Annotated in this window: 16 protein-coding genes; 9 read left to right on the top strand and 7 right to left on the bottom strand. The window is 45.0% G+C overall.

Annotation, left to right across the window (positions count from 1 at the left end):
• Nucleotides 1-4 precede the first annotated feature (4 nt).
• On the bottom strand, nucleotides 5-3,514 hold the full coding sequence (locus C9J01_RS02810) for a tetratricopeptide repeat protein (protein WP_107296577.1): 3,510 nt from the start codon (nucleotides 3,512-3,514) through the stop codon (nucleotides 5-7).
• Nucleotides 3,515-3,538: 24 nt separating this feature from the next.
• A complete protein-coding gene (locus C9J01_RS02815) occupies nucleotides 3,539-6,271 on the bottom strand; it encodes an endo alpha-1,4 polygalactosaminidase (protein ID WP_107296578.1) in 2,733 nt (910 codons plus the stop codon).
• 270 nt (nucleotides 6,272-6,541) lie between these two features.
• Between C9J01_RS02815 and rlmF the strand changes: the two genes are divergently transcribed.
• On the top strand, nucleotides 6,542-7,594 hold the full coding sequence (gene rlmF, locus C9J01_RS02820; RefSeq protein WP_107296579.1) for a 23S rRNA (adenine(1618)-N(6))-methyltransferase RlmF: 1,053 nt from the start codon (nucleotides 6,542-6,544) through the stop codon (nucleotides 7,592-7,594).
• Between the two features lie 63 nt (nucleotides 7,595-7,657).
• Here the strand turns inward: rlmF and C9J01_RS02825 are convergent, their stop codons facing one another.
• Complete coding sequence (locus C9J01_RS02825; RefSeq protein WP_107296580.1) at nucleotides 7,658-9,289, bottom strand: electron transfer flavoprotein-ubiquinone oxidoreductase; 1,632 nt, start codon at nucleotides 9,287-9,289, stop codon at nucleotides 7,658-7,660.
• 155 nt (nucleotides 9,290-9,444) lie between these two features.
• On the opposite strand from C9J01_RS02825, the gene C9J01_RS02830 reads away from it, so the two are divergent.
• On the top strand, nucleotides 9,445-10,221 hold the full coding sequence (locus tag C9J01_RS02830; RefSeq protein ID WP_107296581.1) for an electron transfer flavoprotein subunit beta/FixA family protein: 777 nt from the start codon (nucleotides 9,445-9,447) through the stop codon (nucleotides 10,219-10,221).
• A complete protein-coding gene (locus C9J01_RS02835; RefSeq protein ID WP_419686433.1) occupies nucleotides 10,203-11,147 on the top strand; it encodes an electron transfer flavoprotein subunit alpha/FixB family protein in 945 nt (314 codons plus the stop codon). The genes C9J01_RS02830 and C9J01_RS02835 overlap by 19 nt, the downstream gene beginning before the upstream one ends.
• Before the next feature lie 18 nt (nucleotides 11,148-11,165).
• Here C9J01_RS02835 and C9J01_RS02840 read toward each other — a convergent pair whose 3' ends face one another.
• Nucleotides 11,166-12,128 carry a LysR family transcriptional regulator gene (locus C9J01_RS02840; RefSeq protein ID WP_107296583.1) on the bottom strand — a complete coding sequence of 321 codons (963 nt, stop codon included), beginning with the start codon at nucleotides 12,126-12,128 and terminating at the stop codon, nucleotides 11,166-11,168.
• 252 nt (nucleotides 12,129-12,380) lie between these two features.
• Between C9J01_RS02840 and C9J01_RS02845 the strand changes: the two genes are divergently transcribed.
• From C9J01_RS02845 to C9J01_RS02855, 3 genes are all read left to right on the top strand, one after another.
• Complete coding sequence (locus C9J01_RS02845; RefSeq protein WP_107296584.1) at nucleotides 12,381-13,757, top strand: MATE family efflux transporter; 1,377 nt, start codon at nucleotides 12,381-12,383, stop codon at nucleotides 13,755-13,757.
• A 105-nt stretch (nucleotides 13,758-13,862) separates the two neighbouring features.
• Nucleotides 13,863-14,132 (top strand): type II toxin-antitoxin system TacA family antitoxin, encoded by a 270-nt coding sequence (locus C9J01_RS02850; protein WP_107296585.1) that lies wholly within the window; start codon nucleotides 13,863-13,865, stop codon nucleotides 14,130-14,132.
• Entirely contained in the window at nucleotides 14,133-14,669 is a 537-nt protein-coding gene (locus tag C9J01_RS02855; protein WP_107296586.1) for a GNAT family N-acetyltransferase, read from the top strand.
• 58 nt (nucleotides 14,670-14,727) lie between these two features.
• Here the strand turns inward: C9J01_RS02855 and C9J01_RS02860 are convergent, their stop codons facing one another.
• A complete protein-coding gene (locus tag C9J01_RS02860; protein WP_107296587.1) occupies nucleotides 14,728-15,144 on the bottom strand; it encodes an SPOR domain-containing protein in 417 nt (138 codons plus the stop codon).
• Between the two features lie 311 nt (nucleotides 15,145-15,455).
• On the opposite strand from C9J01_RS02860, the gene C9J01_RS02865 reads away from it, so the two are divergent.
• The 3 genes from C9J01_RS02865 to C9J01_RS02875 all read left to right on the top strand — a co-directional run bounded on the left by C9J01_RS02865 (nucleotide 15,456) and on the right by C9J01_RS02875 (nucleotide 17,492).
• Nucleotides 15,456-15,839, top strand: coding sequence for a LexA family protein (locus C9J01_RS02865; protein WP_107296588.1), 384 nt, complete (start codon nucleotides 15,456-15,458; stop codon nucleotides 15,837-15,839).
• Between the two features lie 3 nt (nucleotides 15,840-15,842).
• Entirely contained in the window at nucleotides 15,843-17,144 is a 1,302-nt protein-coding gene (locus tag C9J01_RS02870) for a Y-family DNA polymerase (RefSeq protein ID WP_107296589.1), read from the top strand.
• A 105-nt stretch (nucleotides 17,145-17,249) separates the two neighbouring features.
• The gene (locus C9J01_RS02875) at nucleotides 17,250-17,492 is read left to right on the top strand and encodes a hypothetical protein (protein ID WP_107296590.1); all 243 of its coding nucleotides are present in this window, start codon (nucleotides 17,250-17,252) and stop codon (nucleotides 17,490-17,492) included.
• A gap of 74 nt (nucleotides 17,493-17,566) precedes the next feature.
• Here C9J01_RS02875 and C9J01_RS02880 read toward each other — a convergent pair whose 3' ends face one another.
• On the bottom strand, nucleotides 17,567-18,517 hold the full coding sequence (locus C9J01_RS02880; RefSeq protein ID WP_107296591.1) for a YeiH family protein: 951 nt from the start codon (nucleotides 18,515-18,517) through the stop codon (nucleotides 17,567-17,569).
• Nucleotides 18,518-18,655: 138 nt separating this feature from the next.
• Nucleotides 18,656-18,979: a YdbL family probable chaperone protein gene (locus C9J01_RS02885; RefSeq protein WP_107296592.1), complete on the bottom strand. Its 324-nt coding sequence runs from the start codon at nucleotides 18,977-18,979 to the stop codon at nucleotides 18,656-18,658.
• Nucleotides 18,980-18,996: the final 17 nt, after the last annotated feature.

Genomic DNA, 18,996 nt, shown 5'->3' on the forward strand with positions numbered 1-18,996 from the left:
ATGGCTAGAAGCCGTAGTAATAGCCTAGTGATATTTTTAACGACTCATCGCCATTTCTGTCTTGGCTTTGCCAGTCAGTGGTTAAGTAAAGTTCATCATTGCCGAATATACGCCAGCCTAAGCCTGCACTTAACGTGACATCAACCTGAGAGCTTGAGAAATTGTAACCCAGTGAACTGTCGAACCAATATCTAGGGGAAGGTACTGTTGCTCCGGGTTGACCAGGCTCGCCATGCCAAACGCGTTGGCCGAGTCCAATACGCTGGTATTTGTCTTCGATAAAATCACCGCTAGTGAGTGGTGTACTTTCATTGTGCCAGCGATTGATACCGGTTAATGGATCATCACTGAGATTCACGTTCTGCATGGTGACATCGGCATATACCTGCCATGCCGGGTCGGCAAAGAAAAACTGCTCTGCAACACGTAAGTTTAAGTCCCATCCTTGGCCAATATCATCATCAAAACGCGTTGATAGGTCGTGTAGGTTAAATTGGAAGGCGATAGACTCCCTGGCCGTTGGTTGGTACGCAAGGTTAAAGCCAAGCAGGTTGTCTTGGCCTGCAATATTTAGCAATTGACTGGCTTCGATGTGGCTATTGAGGCCAAACCGGAACCCAAGGCGCAAATAATCATCGACAGCGAATTGGTACTCACCATTTAAGCCGAGTCGTTGATCACCGATGCCATCAGCAAGGTCAACACCCAAGGCCCAGTAACTTTCGCTCATTTGGTGCTGATACCGACCGCGCAAACGGAACTCATTATCAATGTCGGTATTGGCTAATTGATCCGGTGAACCCGCACGTTGGTGGTCAATGCCCAGGCGCCAGTTGCCATGATAATGTGGTGAGTAATAATCTAAGCTCGAACGGTCGACATCCCAGTGTGTGATTTGGGTATGTTGTGCCCGAATACTGTGAGTCTTCGAAGGATGCTGCAGCACATGTATTCGACGTAATTGGTTTTCAGCAGTTTTATCTGCCATCTTGCCAACATTGGCTTGGCCTTGTTGCCAGGCCTCTTGGTGTTTACCGATAAACTGCAAGGCGACGTTTTCATCGGCTTTAGGCAAGTTTACTGAGCGTGACAATATCTCTTCAACCGCAACGCGATCCTTTTTCTGCAGTGCTAGTGAAAGTTGCTGCCATTCAGGGATTTTATATTTGCCCAATGCTGTTCGTTGTTGCCAGAAGAGAATTTTCTCGCCATGGCTATAGGCCAGATAGTTACCGAATAACTCACCAACGTTGGAGTCAGTTGGGTTAGATAAGGCGTTTTCTTCTATAAGTTGTGATGCAACGCGTTCACCGATAAACATCTTCACAAGAGAGCGGTAGCTTATATCGCCATCAGGTAAAGACAGCAGTTCAGCAGTTTTCTGTTCTAGTAAGTAACGGCGTAATTGGTAAGACTTTTCACCATTACCCTGTTGTTCAAGCAACAGCGCATAGTTCAGTAATACAGAAGGCTCCAAAGAGGAGTCCTTGAGCAGTATTTGCCGATACCATGCATCAGCATCGTGGTTTAACCCAAGTTGTTGGCTCGCACTGGCAAAGGCTAACCAGAGATCACGTTCACTACTCAAAGCGGGCTTATATTGCAGATAAATACGCTCAAGGGTATCTGTATCCCCTTCGTTGAGAGCAAACCATATCAAATTACCGACAGCTGATACATTGACAGGGTCTAGCTGTAAAACTGCCAAATACAGTTGTTTAGCTTGTTGTGGATCATCCTGCCATTCTGCCAAGACTGCTTGATAGGTGAGAAACTCCACATTCTGATTGAGATTAGGGTTTTGCTTAGCAAGTTGAATAAGTTCGGTCAGTAGAGTCTTATCTTTTCTATCAACAGCGTGCCTTAGCGCAGCAAGGAGCAACTCTGGGCTTTGGTTTTTGTCATAGAGAGAAAGTAGTTGATCGATTTTATCGTCATCCAATGGTGACATAACATTGATAAAACGGTACGTATCAATGTTTGTGCTGTTTCGCGCAGCTATTTCTGTTTGTGAGGCAATAGAGATAGTACGGTTGTTGGTCTCCCATGCAAGTGAGGAGACAGCTTCAAGATAATCATCATCAGCTTGTTGCCAGTCAGTTGGGTTGACCAGCGTATTTAATGCCAGCTTAGGTTGGTTCAACATGATATGGGCGTTAGCTATTCTCTCCGCTTCAGAAAAGGTGAGAGAGCGTCTTTGTTGAAGCTGATTGCCATAGCGGATAACTGATTGATGGTCACTTCGATAACTGTACAAGCGGGTAGTGTGGCTGAGTAAATCTGCGTCATAAGGTCGCTTAGCAAGCAAGGACAGCAAGCTTTTGTAAGCGGAGGAGGTTCCTTCACCTTTTTCAACAGCGTTCAGCCAAGCGCTATATTCTTTAGGGTGGATGAGATTATGAGAAGCGAGTTGTTTAAACAAACGCCCTTCGCTGAGGATATCACCTAGCGCCCGAGACTCATCAATACCTAAGCGAATATTGTTTGCACTTGGGCTCAATGTAACCAGTTTTAAACTAACAGATTGAGCTTTAGAAATTTTCCCTTGCCAGCGATATATCTGATGAAGCAAGACATAATTGTAAGGGCTGGGTGATAACTGGATCGCTGTTAACAATAGTTCTTCTGCTTGTTCTAGTTCACCCAATGCGATTGCGGCTTGCGCAGTTTGTTCATATAGCTCAGGCGTTGGTGTGATAGTCAGCAACTGGCGCGAAAGCGATAAGACGACATCAAGATTACCGATTTGTTTGGAGTGTTCAATTCCAGCCTTAAGAAAATCTGGGTTGTTATAGAGTTCGCCTTTGTAGCTGATAAGGAAATCACGGCTGAGTTGCGACTGGCCACTAATCAGCATAAGGTCGAATAACTTTTGCGCATGAGTAAGATCTTCAAACTCACGGAAGGCATCAAGCCTTACTTTTAGCGAGTTGTCATAGTCCTCGCTTTGTAAAGCAAGTGAAACCAACTCGTCGTATGAAGTCTCACCACTTTGCTGGTGGGGGTAGAGATAACTGAACCCTTTGCCTGGCATCGACAGGGAAATAGCTGTATCAGCAAATTTTCTTGCCAACTCTGCCTCAGGTACGTAGTCAATTTTTTCTAACAGCGCTAACAGATCATCATTAGCTTGTTGTTTCAGCTCAGGGTTGTCTTGATAAGTTTGCTCTAGTAGTAGGCTAAGGTAACGGCCAATCGCCCCCCAGTCATCTTTGCCTTCTGTTGTTGTGAGGATATTTTCAAGCAGAATGGTGGCATCTGTCAGTTGACCTGTGGCGGCATAATTATCAACAATTTGTTTGATTATGGCGCGGTTTTTAGGGTCTTCATTATAGAGTTGTTCTAGAAATGCCAGAGATACTTCAGGAGAAGACGAACGGGCGATAAGCTGGATAAGCATGGACTTAGATGGCGCAACTAACCACAACGCCCATAATGAGGTTGCAGTTAGCACAACAAGAGTGAACTTGTTGATCAGTCTTATTCTCGGCTTCTTCTTGTTATCTTTTGCCATCGCTTATAGATTTTTCCTTTTTCCCTAAAGCATTTGGCACTTCAGAGTGCCTTTTAGTAAGCCTTTTTGTGAACTTGATAGCTCGATATTTCCTTTTCCACGGTTTTTAGTCGTTAATTTAACCCCACTAAGGCTTTGACAACTTTTAGCCCCCCTCACGACTATCTTTAGCGGCGTGTGAGACAATACAGACCAGTCAATAGTATTGTTTGTGACATCCCACGTTACCAATTTGCCGTTAGTGCTTTTGAGTTGTAGGTCATTGTCTTGCGTATTTGTTGTACTAAAACGGGTTTTGGGTTGCTTAAGGATCATAAATTTGCCATCTGGGCCTGTATTCCAACCGGCAAATTGATCTCCATTTGGGTAGCCCAATGATTCAGGCAAACGAACACTCGCAATACCTGTGCTGGTGATCTGCCATTGCCCATCAAGTGTTCGTGCAACGCCTGTTTCGTAGAGTGCACTGGCTCTTTTGGCATACTCACTCAAGTAAAGTGGCGTTGCATCTTGGCTTAAGGCCCAGTCATAGACTTTCTTCAGGCCATTAAGTGAGGCTGGATAGGCTCCTGAATACATATGGTAGTAGATGCTTATACTTTTTAAGCGGCGGGGAGAGCCTAATATCTCAAATGTCTCAACTGCGCGACTGTAGCCATCATGATGCTCAGTCCATAGATTGGTATAGAGATTTTCATTCAGGACCGGCGCATAAACCTGTACCGCACTTGGGTACCAGACGATGGAGGGAGAAACTTGAGTAAAGTTATTGTTGCCACGAACTACGTAGGTATTTCCACCGTTTACATTAAGCACATTGGCTTGTTCAGCAATAGCTAGGATCTCTTCAGTTGGATCTGCTCGGCCAGACCATAAAATTAGCTCAGCCTTTTTACCTTTAGGCGCTAACTCTTTGTTGATATAGTTTATCGACCCTAAAATCTCGTTGTAGTAATCCACTGTGTAATTAGGGATCGGAAGGTTATCGCCGTACTGTTTGTTTTGGATATTGGTGGAAAAATCCCAGAAAAAAGGGTGGCTAAAGGTATGGGAGGCAATCTCGACATTCGGTAACCTGAAAATGTCGCGTGCAATGGCCTCCATTTTGTTACTTTGTTCCGGATATAGACCGCGTTTGCCGACTTCACCTTCAATTACAGAGATCGTTTGTGGGATATCGTATTTTTTGAAAACATAGTCATTAAGCACTTCGGCAGTATAGGGCTTTCCCGGGAACCATGCTTTAGAAGGGAACCCATCACCATCGACGTGACTAGTCAAAATACGTAACCCAGACTCTGTTGTAGCATCAGCTGCTGGAATAGGAGGTAAAGGAAAGATTTCATTGATCAACCGGAAGGGATCAATGATCCATGTTTCACTACCGTTAGCGAGGCTCATAACAGGGAAGGGAGATAAAGCTGCGCCTCCCCAAGGGGCCTTGAACAAAGAAGTGGTTGATTGACCATTCTCATTACCGAAAGAAATTTCACTACTGACGCCAATTTGTGTGGGTTGCCACATAGTGTGTTGTTCAAATTGGCTAAATGAGGCAGGGTAATACTGCCTTGTCCAGTTTTGGCCTTGCTGTTGCGTGATATTGCCTGAGATTTCCCCCTTGTTGGCAATACCGAGTTTCGTCAACAGCGATTGATTGGTAGGCAGTGCATTGAGAAATAAAATAGGCCGCTTGCCAATTAGGCTATCAAGCCAGGTTTGCAGACCTGGGACTTGCTGATAACTAACCTCTTCTAACCAAAAAAAGACGCCTGCATATCGGCTGATATCAAGCTTGTTGAAATTTGTAGTGCGAATATCAAGGCACTCAGGGACATAACCATAATATTCAATGGGCATAGCCATCATTCGGTGACACTGTGATGTCACCATGCGGCCAAATTGGCCGTCGTAAAAACCGAGTACGCGTTTTGCTATCGGTTCTATCGTACTTACACCGAATTCATAGAGTAATCCATCACTGATGTAAGGGGTATAACCTTCGTCGAGAAGGCGTTGTGCTGCACGTTTTTGGGCTGCGCGGTCACTGGCTGGAAGATAGTCGATGACAATAGCCTCGACTCCGGCTTGTTTCACTTCATTGAGTTTGCCGTTAAGCCATTCGCGGTCAGATTGGGGTACAAACTGATAACTATCCGTTACTGGATCATAACTGTTGTACATTGACTCGGCGGCTAAAGCGTAAGGCTTGAAGGTCAATTGATTCATGACTTCAAAGCCGCGGTTAAAAATCAATAACGGTTTTTTGGGTAGGGCATTCAATTGCTCAAGGATCTGACTCAGAGCTACCTGTTGTTTATTGGCTTCATCCGGTGATTTGGCAAATAAGGTATAGCTGTCGAGTGTATCGAGAAAAATGCCATTAAAACCACGCTCTGACAGTGCGGTTGCTTGTTCAATTAGGTATTGTTGCCATGCATCTGTTGATAGATCCATCACATGGCTAGCCCAGTTAGGGTTAATAAGTGGGGATAAACCTTGTAGCTTCTCTGGTAGTATTTTGCCGTCATACTCGCCAATACTGAGGTAGGCGAATACTAAAGTATCTGCTTTGTGCAGTGTGTCGATTTGCTTGTCGGATATTAGGGTGGGTGTGACAACGACACGGTCATAGTTAACAAGTTCTCTGACCGAGTCTATGCTGTTGTAGTAAAACGCAATGGATTGACTAGCTTGTACTGAATTTAAAGGTAGGAAAAAAATGAATATTACCCACCATGTCCTCTTGATGACATCCATGTAAACCTCTTCCTCAGCCGCTTAGTCCCAACAGCATTTTTAATACTTTATATGTAATAGTAAAGTTAAGAATATGAAAATGTACAGTTTTCACTGTGCTTTTCACAAAACTTCTAAGAATCAAGTCTCATACCGTTATACGTTTCTGCCTATTCGTTTAAAATTCAAACAAGATGGGTATATCTGTGGTTCCAAGCGAAGTGAGTTTAAAGTAGGATACCACTCCTTTTTAGGCTCTATGCCGAGTAACCGTTGATAAAAGAAAGCAATATGGCACAAAAACATAAGCAAAAAGCGCCGAGCAAGGGGCTACATCCACGAAACCCTCATCGAGCGCGTTATGATTTTGACAAACTGATCCAAAGTTGTCCGGAATTGTCGCCATTTGTTGAGAAGAATCCATACGGTGATTTGTCGGTTAACTTCAGTGATCCGGCTGCCGTGAAAATGCTCAACCGCGCGTTGCTTAGCCACTTCTACTCGGTATCCTATTGGGATATTCCGGCCGGTTTCCTTTGTCCGCCAATCCCTGGTAGGGCTGATTACTTGCATTATATTGCTGATTTATTAGCTGACTCAAATGGCGGTAAAATTCCAAAAGGTAAGACAATCAAGGGGCTTGATATAGGCACTGGTGCTAATTGCGTTTACCCAATTATTGGTCACCGTGTCTATGGCTGGCAACTTGTCGCTGCCGACATTGATCCTATCTCTATCAAATCGGCCAAGTTCATTGTTGATTCGAATCCTTCTTTGAAAGGCGGGATTCAATGCCGCTTGCAGAAAAATCCAGATCATATTTTCACAGGAATGATCAACGATAATGATCTGTTTGATTTCACGTTATGTAACCCGCCATTCCATACCTCGTTAGAAGAAGCAATGGCAGGTAGCGCGCGTAAGGTGAAGAACCTAAAAGCGAATTCGGAAAAGAAAGGTGGGCATAACAAAGCCGGACTAAAGAATACTCGCAACAAAGGTTCCAAGCAGGAAGTGCTGTCTCACACCATGGGTGCTAAAAAAACGGTGTTAAACTTTGGTGGGCAAAAAGCAGAGCTCTGGTGCCCAGGCGGTGAAGCAGCTTTCATTAAGCGGATGATTACCCAAAGCAGTGAAAAGGCCACTCAATGCTTCTGGTTTACGACCTTGGTATCGAAAAAAGATAATCTTCCAGCTATATACAAACAGCTGAAAAAGGCTGGGGCAGTCGATGTTAAAACCATTGATATGGCGCAGGGCCAGAAGTTGACGCGATTTGTTGCTTGGACATTCCTGTCTAATGAACAACAAGAGTTGTGGCGAAAGACTCGCTGGGTTAAGTAACTTTATCTAGTTATAGACAGCGCTCCAGACCCGCTGCAACGTAAATGTGAGCGCTGTAGTTCATTACATGTTTGGGTAGTTTGGTCCGCCTCCACCTTCTGGTGTTATCCAAGTGATATTCTGTGACGGGTCTTTAATATCACAGGTTTTGCAATGGACGCAGTTGGCGGCATTGATTTGAAATGCCGCTTTCCCTTCTTTTTCTATCACCTCATAAACGCCTGCTGGACAATACCTTTGGCTTGGTTCATCAAAGCGCTCTAAGTGTAAATTGATAGGTATTGAACTATCAGTTAGGAGCAAATGACAGGGCTGATTTTCTTCATGCTGGGTACCAGAGAGAAAAACAGATGAGGGTTTATCAAAGCTCAATTGGCCATCAGGTTTTGGATACTCAATAGGCTGGTGGTCGCTAATGGGTTCTAGGCACTCATGGTCGGGTTTATCGTCTTTGAGTGACCACTTGAAGGACTTGCTAAACCATTTTTGTTCGATAGAGGCAAGTGCCCCACCGATTAGGGTGCCGAAACGGTGGATCTCGGCGCCGAAATTACGCGATTCGTGTAATTCTTTATAAAGCCAAGAATTATTGAAGAATTTGTCATAGCCTGGCGTGGTTTGATGAAAGCCTTGCTCTAATTCATGAAAGACAGCTTCAGCCGCTATCATGCCCGACTTCATGCCGGTATGGCTACCTTTGATTTTGGCCATGTTCAATGTGCCCGCATCGCAACCCACCAAAACGCCACCAGGAAACTGCTGTCTTGGTAATGATGAAAACCCGCCTTTGGTAATCGCCCTTGCGCCATAGGCAATACGCTGACCACCTGCTAAGTGCTGACTGAATAAGGGGTGATGTTTGAGTTGCTGGAACTCATCAAACGGACTTAGATATGGGTTGTGATAGTTAAGATCAACGATTAGACCAACGGCAACCTGATTATTTTCCAGATGATACAAAAAGCTGCCGCCATTAGTACCCGTTTGGCTAAGTGGCCACCCAACCCCATGGATAACATGGCCGGGTTTGTGGTGTTCAGGGGGGATTTCCCATAGTTCTTTAAGGCCAAGGGCATAATGCTGGGGCTGCTTACCGTGGTCGAGATGAAACTGCTCAATCAGTTGCTTGCCCAAGTGACCGCGCGAGCCTTCAGCAAAAATGGTGTATTTGGCATGAAGCTCAATACCGGGTTCAAAAGTGGCTTTTTGATCCCCTTGCTTATCCAATCCCATGTCTTTGGTGATAACACCTGCGACCATACCTTGGCTGTTATACAGAATTTCTTTGGCGGGAAAACCGGGGAAGATTTCAACACCAAGTGCTTCAGCTTGCTTTGACAACCACCTGCAGAGGTTACCGAGGCTTATTACAAAATTGCCAATGTTCTGAAGCGTTTCGGGAACTAGAGGTTCAGCAACTGTAATGTGGTTGAATTCATTTGTAAGATAGCAAAATTTATCATCAGACACAGCTGTGTGGAGGGGGGCTTCCATCCGTTCCCAGTCAGGAAAGAGTTCATCAAGTGCTTTATGCTCAAACAAAGCCCCCGACAGGATATGACTGCCGACTTCAGCACCTTTTTCGACTACACACACTGATAAGGGCGCTTCGCTTTCATTAGCCAGTTGCATCAGCCTGCAGGCAGCTGACAGTCCGGCAGGGCCAGCACCAACAATCACAACATCAAACGACATGCTTTCTCTTTGTTGCTCTGAACTCATGCTTCAATCCCTTACTGAACTGCGCTTGGTTAAAATATAGTCCAGTTGACGTAAACGTAAACTCAACTAGGCTCAAAGAATAAATCAATTACGAGGTTTAAAAGCCTTGGTTTGATAAGGAAGTGCCTGTGAAAGTGTATGTTGCGATAAAACGAGTCATTGATCCTTACGTAAAGGTAAGGGTAAAAAATGACGGCTCTGGCGTTGAAACCGCGAACGTCAAAATGTCGATGAATCCTTTCTGTGAAATCGCCGTAGAACAAGCGATACGTCTTCGTGAGGCCGGCCATGCTGATGAAGTTGTCGTCATCTCTGCAGGAGATGCAACTTGCCAAGAGCAGTTGAGAACGGCCCTAGCACTAGGGGCTGATAGAGCGATTCATATTGAGTGTGACGCTGTCACTGAACCTTTGTCGGTAGCGAAGCTACTTGCAGCCATAGCAAAAAGAGACCAACCAGAATTGCTTATTTTAGGTAAGCAATCCATTGATACTGATAACAACCAAGTCGCTCAAATGCTTTCCGCCTTGCTTGGTTACTCACAAGGTACCTTTGCATCAGATATCGATATTGCGGGTGACGGTGTAACAGATGGCGGTCAGCGAGAACTTAAAGTCACCCGCGAAGTTGATGGTGGGTTGGAAACTCTACAGCTCACTATACCTGCGGTTTTGAGTACAGACCTTCGACTCAATGAACCGAGATATGCCTCTCTGCCAAATATAATGAAAGCCAAGAAAAAGCCACTGGATATCCTAACTCCAGATGAGTTGGGTGTGGCTATCGAAAACCATCAGGAGATTATTGAGGTAATGGCACCCGCTCAGCGTTCTGGTGGAGTGAAAGTGAGCTCCGTCTCCGAGTTGGTTGATAAACTCAAAAATACATCAAAGGTGATCGGATGACGGTACTTGTAATTGCAGAGCATGACAATCATCGCCTTTCAGGAGAGACGCACAAAGCTGTTGGCGCAGCATCTTCATTAAAGCTGCCTATAGATGTATTAGTAATCGGTTATCAGTGCCAAGCGGTAGTTGAAGAAGTGTCACATGTCGAAGGTATCAATCAAGTCTTGGTGGCGGATAACTCCGTCTACCAGCATCAATTGGCCGAAAATAGTGCCACGCTGATCACCGAGATCGCAGCGGATCATAGCCATATTATTGCACCTGCCACTACATTCGGTAAAAACTTGCTGCCGCGAGTTGCGGCTTTGCTTGATGTCGGAATGCTGTCTGATGTCGTTACGATTGAGAATGCTGACACTGTTGTTAGGCCGATATATGCAGGTAATGCATTAGCGCGGGTACGCTCTAAAGACAGCAAAATCTTAATGACTACCCGTGGGTCGGCGTTTGAGGCTGCTCAAATGGCAGATACTCAGGCTGAACAAAAGCTACTCGATGCCTCAATCGCCAATACATTGAGTGAGTTTGTAGAGCGTCAGGCTTCTGAAAGTGAAAGGCCTGATTTAACCGCTGCTCGGGTTGTGGTATCAGGCGGTAGGGCGCTCGGGAGTAAAGACAACTTTGCGTTGATTGAAAAGCTCGCCGATAAACTCGGTGGTGCTGTTGGTGCATCAAGGGCAGCCGTCGATGCAGGGTTTATCTCCAATGATTATCAAGTCGGTCAAACCGGTAAGATAGTGGCTCCAGAGCTGTATATTGCCGTGGGGATATCTGGTGCGATCCAGCACCTTGCCGGGATGAAAGATGCCAAAGTCATTGTCGCTATTAATAGCGATGCAGATGCCCCCATATTTGAAATAGCTGATTATGGCCTAGTCGGTGATTTGTTCGAGATACTGCCAGAACTTATCGACTCTGTATAAACATATTACCTAGTTGAATTAATCAATGATTTTCCAGCCGTGCAACTCAGCCATATGGGTTAGCGCGGCCCAATCTTTTTTCTCTTCTTGCACCATCCAATCAATAAAGCGAGTGACGTTGTCACCCTTGGTGACCGTTTGATAGTAATACTGCCAGGTACTGTTGGTAACAATAGTCGCCTCGGTAGGCAGTTTTAAATACCCTTGCTGAAGCTCATGGACAACCAGCATCAAGTCGGTGATGGTCACCCCTTGACCGGCAAAGCAAGATGTCAATGCCATATCCAGTGTATTGAAGGTTAATCCATCTTTATTGATTTGCTCTGTTCGGTCATTTCGGCTGAGCCATTCACTCCAATCACATTGGTCAGACGTCGGGTGCAAGCGCGGGTAATTGGCAATCAATTCATCGACAGAGATTGGCTCGTCGGTTTTGGTCAATAGCTCGGAATAGACAGGGGCGAGATACTCTTTTCTGAAAAAAGTGGGCATATTGGCGCTTTTGCTGATTTCCGGCACGTTATATATCGCTATATCACAGTCATCTTCTTCCAACTGCAACAGTTCGTTGCTGTGCCCCATGCTTGAAGATAAGACAATATTGACGTCAGGGTTAAGTGACTTAAAGGAATGCAAACGCGGAATTAACCACCGCACAGCAAAGCTCATAGCAACCTGTACCCGTAAAGTATCTGTTTCTTTGGCTTTCAATTGGCGAATGGTTTGGTTTAGCTCGCTGTATTGGCGGGTGAGCAACAAAGCGATTTCTTTTCCTTGGGATGAAAGCTCCAATGCACGGTGATGGCGAATGAAAAGGGGTAACCCAAGTTGCTCTTCTAACTGCCTGATTTGTCGGCTTACTGCACTTTGTGTGACGTTCAGCTCTTCTGCAGCCAGTGTGAAACTAAGATGCCGAGCGGATGCTTCAAACACCCTTAGTCCATTCAAAGAAGATGGCAACAAATTGTGTCTTTTTTTCATCGTTAGCCTCGAGAGTGAAGGAAACAGCTTTCAAGTTGTCTCTTGCATGAGTTTTATGAATGCTAAGGTACTATAAATGTCGTTTGAAACACAAATTGGGAAAATTTACATTAGTAGTATCTCAGCAGTTTGATGGCTGTATCGCACTTTTAGCTTACTTTTTCGCATTTGTGTTCTTATGAGTAGGCCGCCTTTTTATCATCGCTGAGATCCCTGTCTATTTAGCAATGCTTTAGTGTTTCGTGGTGAAAAATGAAAAAATTAATCAGCCTGGCAGTGCCACTCATAATTTCTCAGCTGGTTGCTCAAATGTTGGTTTTTACCGATGTCTGGATGATGGCTCAGCTGAGTATCCTAGCTATAGCGGGTGGTGGTCTTGGTGCGGCAGTGTATTCCATTGTCTTTACTGTAGCTGGCAGTACCGTAGGTTGTGTGGCTAACTTAATTGCAATTGCTTATGGCAAAAGAATGAAAAATACCCAGCAGGGGGATGCCGAGGTAAGTATCTCTCTAAAAAGTGGGCTATTGTTGTCAGTTATTCTGACGGTAACTTTGTTGCCAATCTTCTTTTGGATGGATGGTTTGTTGCTTAAGGCGAACCAAGATCCAGAAACGGTTGTGTTGGCCGTTGAATATTTGGATGCACTTAAGTGGGCGATGTTGCCAACTCTAGTGTTGTTGGTACTGCGTAGTTTGGTCAGCGCATTCGGCGATACCCGCTCGGTAATGGTGATGTCTATCGTTACTGTGATTTTAAATGTTCCTTTGAGCTACTTGATGGCTTTCAAGCTAGAGATGGGGTTAGCCGGTCTTGGCTACGGCACAGCTTTGGCAGCGTTCATTGTTATGTTGGGCTACGGCTACTGGGTATTCTCTTGCAACAAATACCGCAACTACAACCCGTTTACCAATTGGCATGAGTACCGCTTGGGTATTCTTGTCCCTTTATTGGCCATTGGCGTGCCTATCATGATCGCAACCTTAATGGAGCATGCGTTGTTCTCAACGGTTGCTTTATTAGCCGGTACGTTGGGCGCGGTGTCACTGGCTATTCATCAGATAGCGATGCAATGCTTGAACCTGTCTTGGAATGTGGCCTTTGGTTTGTCGCAGGCAGTCTCAATCTTGGTCAGTCAGCATGTCGGCCAGCAAGAACCGGCTATGGTTAAGCGTTATGCCAAGCAAGCCTTGTTGCTGGTAACCGTTACCAGTGCATTATTTGGTGCATTTCTGATAGCAAAACCAGAGTTCCTCACCTTCGTTTTCAATGTTGAAGGGGATGCGCTGGCAGAAGAGCTAGTTGCAGCTTTGCCAAGCGTGATGATTATGGTTGCGGCTTGTTTTGTGGTTGATGCCTGGCAGTTGGCTGCGATTAGCATTCTTCGCGGCATGAAAGTGGTTAAAGCACCGACGGTAACAACCGGTATTGGCTATTGGCTTATTGGCCTGCCATCCGCATGGGTGTTGATGAACCTATTTGGTTTAGAAGGCGTCTGGGGTGGACTAGCCGCAGGTTTGGCTGCTACCGGTCTAATGCTGTTATATATTTTGCTACGTGAACTACGAAAACTTGAAGGGGACTATTCACAAAGCGATGAAGTCCACAGCACAGCAATAATTTCATCATAGCAGTATGCGAAAATCGTACGGAATCCTTCCGTACGATTTGCTGTATTAACGGTCAAAGGATATACTCTTCATGTACGGAACCTTTCCGTACTAATGGAGGTTATTATGGCAACAGCGCGACTTGACTTGCGTTTAGATGAAGAAATTAAAGCCAAAGCCGAAAAAGCCTCAGCGCTGCTTGGGCTAAAGAGTTTGACTGAGTATGTGGTTCGTCTTATGGACGAAGATGCCACTCAAGTGATTGCTCAGCATGAAAGTATCACCGTAGACGGTGATGTGTTTGATCGGTTTGTTGATGCTTGCGATAAGGCCAAAGCTCCGAATAAAGCGTTACTCGACGCAGTAGATTTTGCGCAAGAGAAGGGCTTTAAATAAGTGAGTTGGACCAAAGAGTTTATCGAGCTAGATAAAAAACAGCATGATCGGGCATCGTTTGATTGCGGGGAACCGGAACTCAACAACTTCATTCAGACTCAGGCGGCAAAGCATATGCAGGCAGGTATAAGCCGGACCATGGTTTTACCTGCCTTACTTCCTCTTCCTAATCAAAAACTGCCGATCTGCGCTTTCTACAGCATTGCCCCAAGCTCTATCTGTCGTGATACTTTGCCTGCGGCGATGGCAAAAAAACTGCCCAAATATCCCATTCCGGTATTCTTGTTAGCTCAATTGGCTGTCCATCATGAATATCACGGAAACGGCTTAGGGAAAGTCAGTTTAGTTAAGGCCTTGAAGTACCTATGGCAAGTCAACGCCCATATGAGGGCTTATGCAATAGTCGTTGACTGTTTGAGCCCTGAAGCGGAGTCTTTCTATACCAAATATGGTTTTGAAGTGCTGTGCGAACACAATGGCCGGGTGAGGATGTTTATTCCAATGAAAACGGTCGGTCAGTTGTTTGAAGGCCGCTGATGGTTAGGATTAAATGGATAGCAGTAAAAAGCCGGAATCAAAGTTCCGGCTTTTTTGATCAACGCAAACGGAATACATCGGTTTGCTGGTCATTTTTTACTTCGGCGAAGCTTCTAATGAATGGGCCTTGCTGGCGAACGGCTTCAGGTAGGCGGTCAATGACTGCTTTTGCTTCATCTTTAGTCGCGAAATCTCCGTAAATCACGGCGTACCAGCGTCCACTTTGGCTCTTCTTCCAGTTAACCCAAATCGGTTGTTGGCCTTGGATATGGTTAATATAGTTGCGAACATCACCCTGTCGCTCTTCGGTTAAAGCCAGAACCTGAATAGTAAAACGGTCTGGGTTAAGGTGGCCATAGGCTTCTTCGGTGGTCATCTGGCCAATACATTGGCTGTCAGTGTGTGTATGTGTATTTTCAGTTGTTGAACAGCCAGCCAATAGCAGCACGGCTAACATTGCAAAAATTTTTTGCATTAAAACTCCTTGGTAAATCCCTGCATTTTATTTTTATAAGCGACAATCTTATCAACATTGATGAGTGGATGTTTGAAATTACTCGTTGAAAAAAGTGTGTTTGTCGAAGATGGCAGCAATTGTTGCTTCAATTACCACCGATAGCGTCAAAACCTTCAGCGTAATAATGCTAGGTGGTTGAAATTGTATATAAAGTGTCTGACTTGCTTGTACAAACTTCACTTATGCCAAAAGTTGAAACTAAGGTGTGACTATTCTAGCTATTTATCATTATACTGTACATACATACAGTTTAATTAAGAGCGTTGGAGATGAAGGTATTTCCTTACTTTATCGAAGGTGTGAAGTGTGGTTTCCCATCACCCGCCGATGGTCATCAGGAAGAGCTCGATTTAGAGAGTTACATGATTCGTAACCCTAATGCGACATTTTTCCTTAGGGCATCGGGTGAGTCAATGATGGGAGCGGGGATTTATGATGGTGACTTGTTGGTGGTGGACCGGGCAGAGCCTGTTGTTCCGGGAAGGATTGTCATCGCCCGAGTTTATGATGAATTTACCTGTAAGCGATTAATGCGCCATGATGAAGCATGGTGGTTGGTTGCTGAAAACCCGCAATTTAAGCCTTTCCCTATGCCAGAGGATTCTGAGATCTTTGGTGTTGTCACTCGTAACGTGCATAACTTGTTGGGTTAAGCGATGGCTGCACTTGATGGATACCGAGATCAGGTATGGGCATTGGTGGATGCGAAAAGCTTTTACTGTGCCTGTGAGCAACTGTTTGACCCTAAGCTAGTCAATAAACCATTAGTGGTTCTGTCTAACAATGATGGATGTTGTGTCGCTTTGTCAGCAGAAGCCAAAGCATTAGGCATTAAACGGGGTGCGCCTTGGTTTAAGATTGAGCGTGAAGCTAGAAAAATGGGTGTAGAGGTCAGAAGTTCAAATTACACCTTATATGCAGATATGAGCCGTCGGTTCATTGAAGAGCTGCATCGTTTTTCTCCGCACGTAGAGCAGTACTCCATCGATGAGGCCTTTGTTAGGTTGGATGGTTTCAAACTTGATGGCTTAACCCAGTATGGTAAAGAGATTCGTGACACCATTTATTCGCACCTTGGTTTGCCTGTCAGGGTCGGTATTGGTTCTAGCCCGACATTGGCCAAGTTAGGCAATCAGGCGGCTAAGCAGTATGAGCAAAGGGTTAGAGGTGTCATTCAAATTGATACCGAGCAGCGACGTAATTGGTTGTTAGAAAGGTGCATGGTTCAGGATATATGGGGAGTTGGCGCCAAGACGGCAACCCGTCTTCAAACGAGTGGGATCAATACAGCATTGCAACTCTCTGAGCAAAATCCGGCTGATATGCGCCGATTGTGGAATGTAGGGCTAGCCCGGACAGCGTTAGAACTGCAGGGGGTTTCCTGTATCGACCCTGGTGATATTGATGAGAAGCGAAAGCAAATCTTATCTAGCCGCAGCTTTGGAACCGACATCAGTGACTTGAATGATTTGAAATCAGCCCTTGCCTTTCATTGCCAGCGAGCGGGGGAAAAGTTGCGGCGACAGAATAGCCAAGCCAATGTAGTGGGGGTTTTTCTTCGTACCAACCGATATAAAGACTTGCCACAACATAATATCAGTAGTGCTCGGGAGTTGATGTGCCCGAGTCAGGATAGTTATAAGTTTCTTGATATTGCACTAGAGCAATTGCAATCAATTTATCGCCCTGGTTATGCATACCAGAAAATCGGCGTGATTCTGGATGGATTAACCGATTCAAACAATGATCAGTTCCAATTCGATATGTTTGATACTAGTGCATTGGATGAAATGAAGCGCAGAGATCTGATGGCTATCACCGATCAGATGAATGCCCGATTCAAGAATGGGGTTAAGCCCGCCTCAGTGATCGGTTCTACAAACTGGCATATGAGGCAAGCCTTTCGTTCCAATCGATGGACAACAAGATTAGACGAGCTACAAGTTGCCAAGTGCTGATGACATATAACGAATCTGAATGTTATAGAGTGAAAGCGAATTTCTGATTTTAGACAATTAGTTAATAATTACCTCCATAGAATCATTAATGATAAGAGGTTGAGAATGATTGTTTGGGTAGGGATAGTCAGTAGCATTCTGATCACCTCATCGTTTACCTCAGGGCTCACCAGCGCACTTTTAGACCTGCTTGCTTTTGTTATTATTTTAACCATAGGGATCAATCGGCTAAAGGCAAAACATCAAGCCAAAAGAAAAGCCAGTATTGAGCAGCAAGATAGTAAAGAGTTTCGTGAAGAAGCGAAGCAGATAAACAGTGTCTCCGACAGGATAGACATTACACCGTAACATTATCAGATAAAAAAACAGCGAACCCAGAGTTAATGAGTTCGCTGTTTTGGCATTAAGTAATGGACAGACTGTTAGCTACTAAGTTGGATGTAAGCCAAAGACCCACCACCGATACATACCCATAGCAAGACCCCGAGCAGTAGAGGTTGGATTCCTGCCGCTCTGAGTTTTTGGATAGTGATACCTGAACCGATCAAGAACAAACAGACTACGAGTACACGCTTGGACATTGAGAAAATAGCGGAATATAGCGGCTGGAAATCAGGTAGTAGGTAGGCGACACCAATAGCTAAGCAGTAAAACAAGATGAAAAATGGCACACCAATTTTTTTACTGTTGCCTTTGAACATCAGGGCACTAAGGAAAGCGATTGGAATAATCCATAGGGCGCGTGCCAGTTTTAATGTTGTTGCTGTCTTCAAGGCCTCATCACCATAGGCACCCGCTGCACCGACGACTGATGACGTGTCATGGATTGCTATCGCAGCCCAGGTACCGAATGCATGCTGACTCATTTCCAAATAGTGGCCTATTACCGGGAAGATAAACAAGGCGATGGCGTTAAGCACAAATACCGTCGCTAATGCCAGCGATGTTTGATCATCTTTTGCATTGATTGCAGGAGCAACTGCAGCAATTGCACTCCCGCCACAAATAGCCGTACCTGAAGCGATTAGATGGCCGGTCTTTTGTTCGATACGCAATAGCTTAGTCAGGACATAACCAAGCAGTAACGTACAGAAAATAGAGGCAACAATTAGGCCTAGTCCCTGCTTACTGGCTTCGATCGCTTGATCGAGTTGGATGCCAAATCCAAGGCCAATGATGGAATAAGAAAGGAGCTTTTTCGTCAGCGCGGCCAAATTGAACTGGGATGGCACCAAGCCGAATGTCGCCAAGGTGAAGCCCAGAACAAGTGCAATGGGAGAACTGACTACGGGAAGCAGGCACAGCAGCGCGACTGCAATGAAGATACCATCGGTCTTAGAAAGTTTATTGAAAAAAGAGTGAACAGCAGACATTGGTTTCAACTGTGAGTAAATCGTTGCAGGAGTATATGCGCAAAGAGGGATAAGGATAATTATAATATTTTTATGCCGGGGTTAAGTTTTACTTAACGTTTAGTTCGGTGTTCTTGAACGGCTCGTCGACAACTACATTTATTTTTTAATCCATTTGCCGGATGAGTCCTGATAGTAATTCCCCGGAGAGGTTCGCTCGATAGCTTTTTTGTGGGCAATATGCCCAACTTCTTTGACGGTTAAACCATGGGAGACCGCTATTTTCTTGAAAGTGTTAGTTCGGCGGTTGTTGACTTCAGAAATGAGGCTTCTGACTTGTTGAGACGGACGAGCGGTGACAGGGGCAATGAGACCCGTATTGGCTTCACCAACAAGGCCTTGGTCTTTTGCTTGCTGAAGATCGAGAGCAAATGCACTAAAAGCAAAAAAGAAAGATAGGAAGAAGGGCACTAATCGCGTCATGGCATACTCCCTGCCAA

It is taken from the genome of Photobacterium rosenbergii, assembly GCF_003026455.1.
GTDB lineage: Bacteria > Pseudomonadota > Gammaproteobacteria > Enterobacterales > Vibrionaceae > Photobacterium > Photobacterium rosenbergii.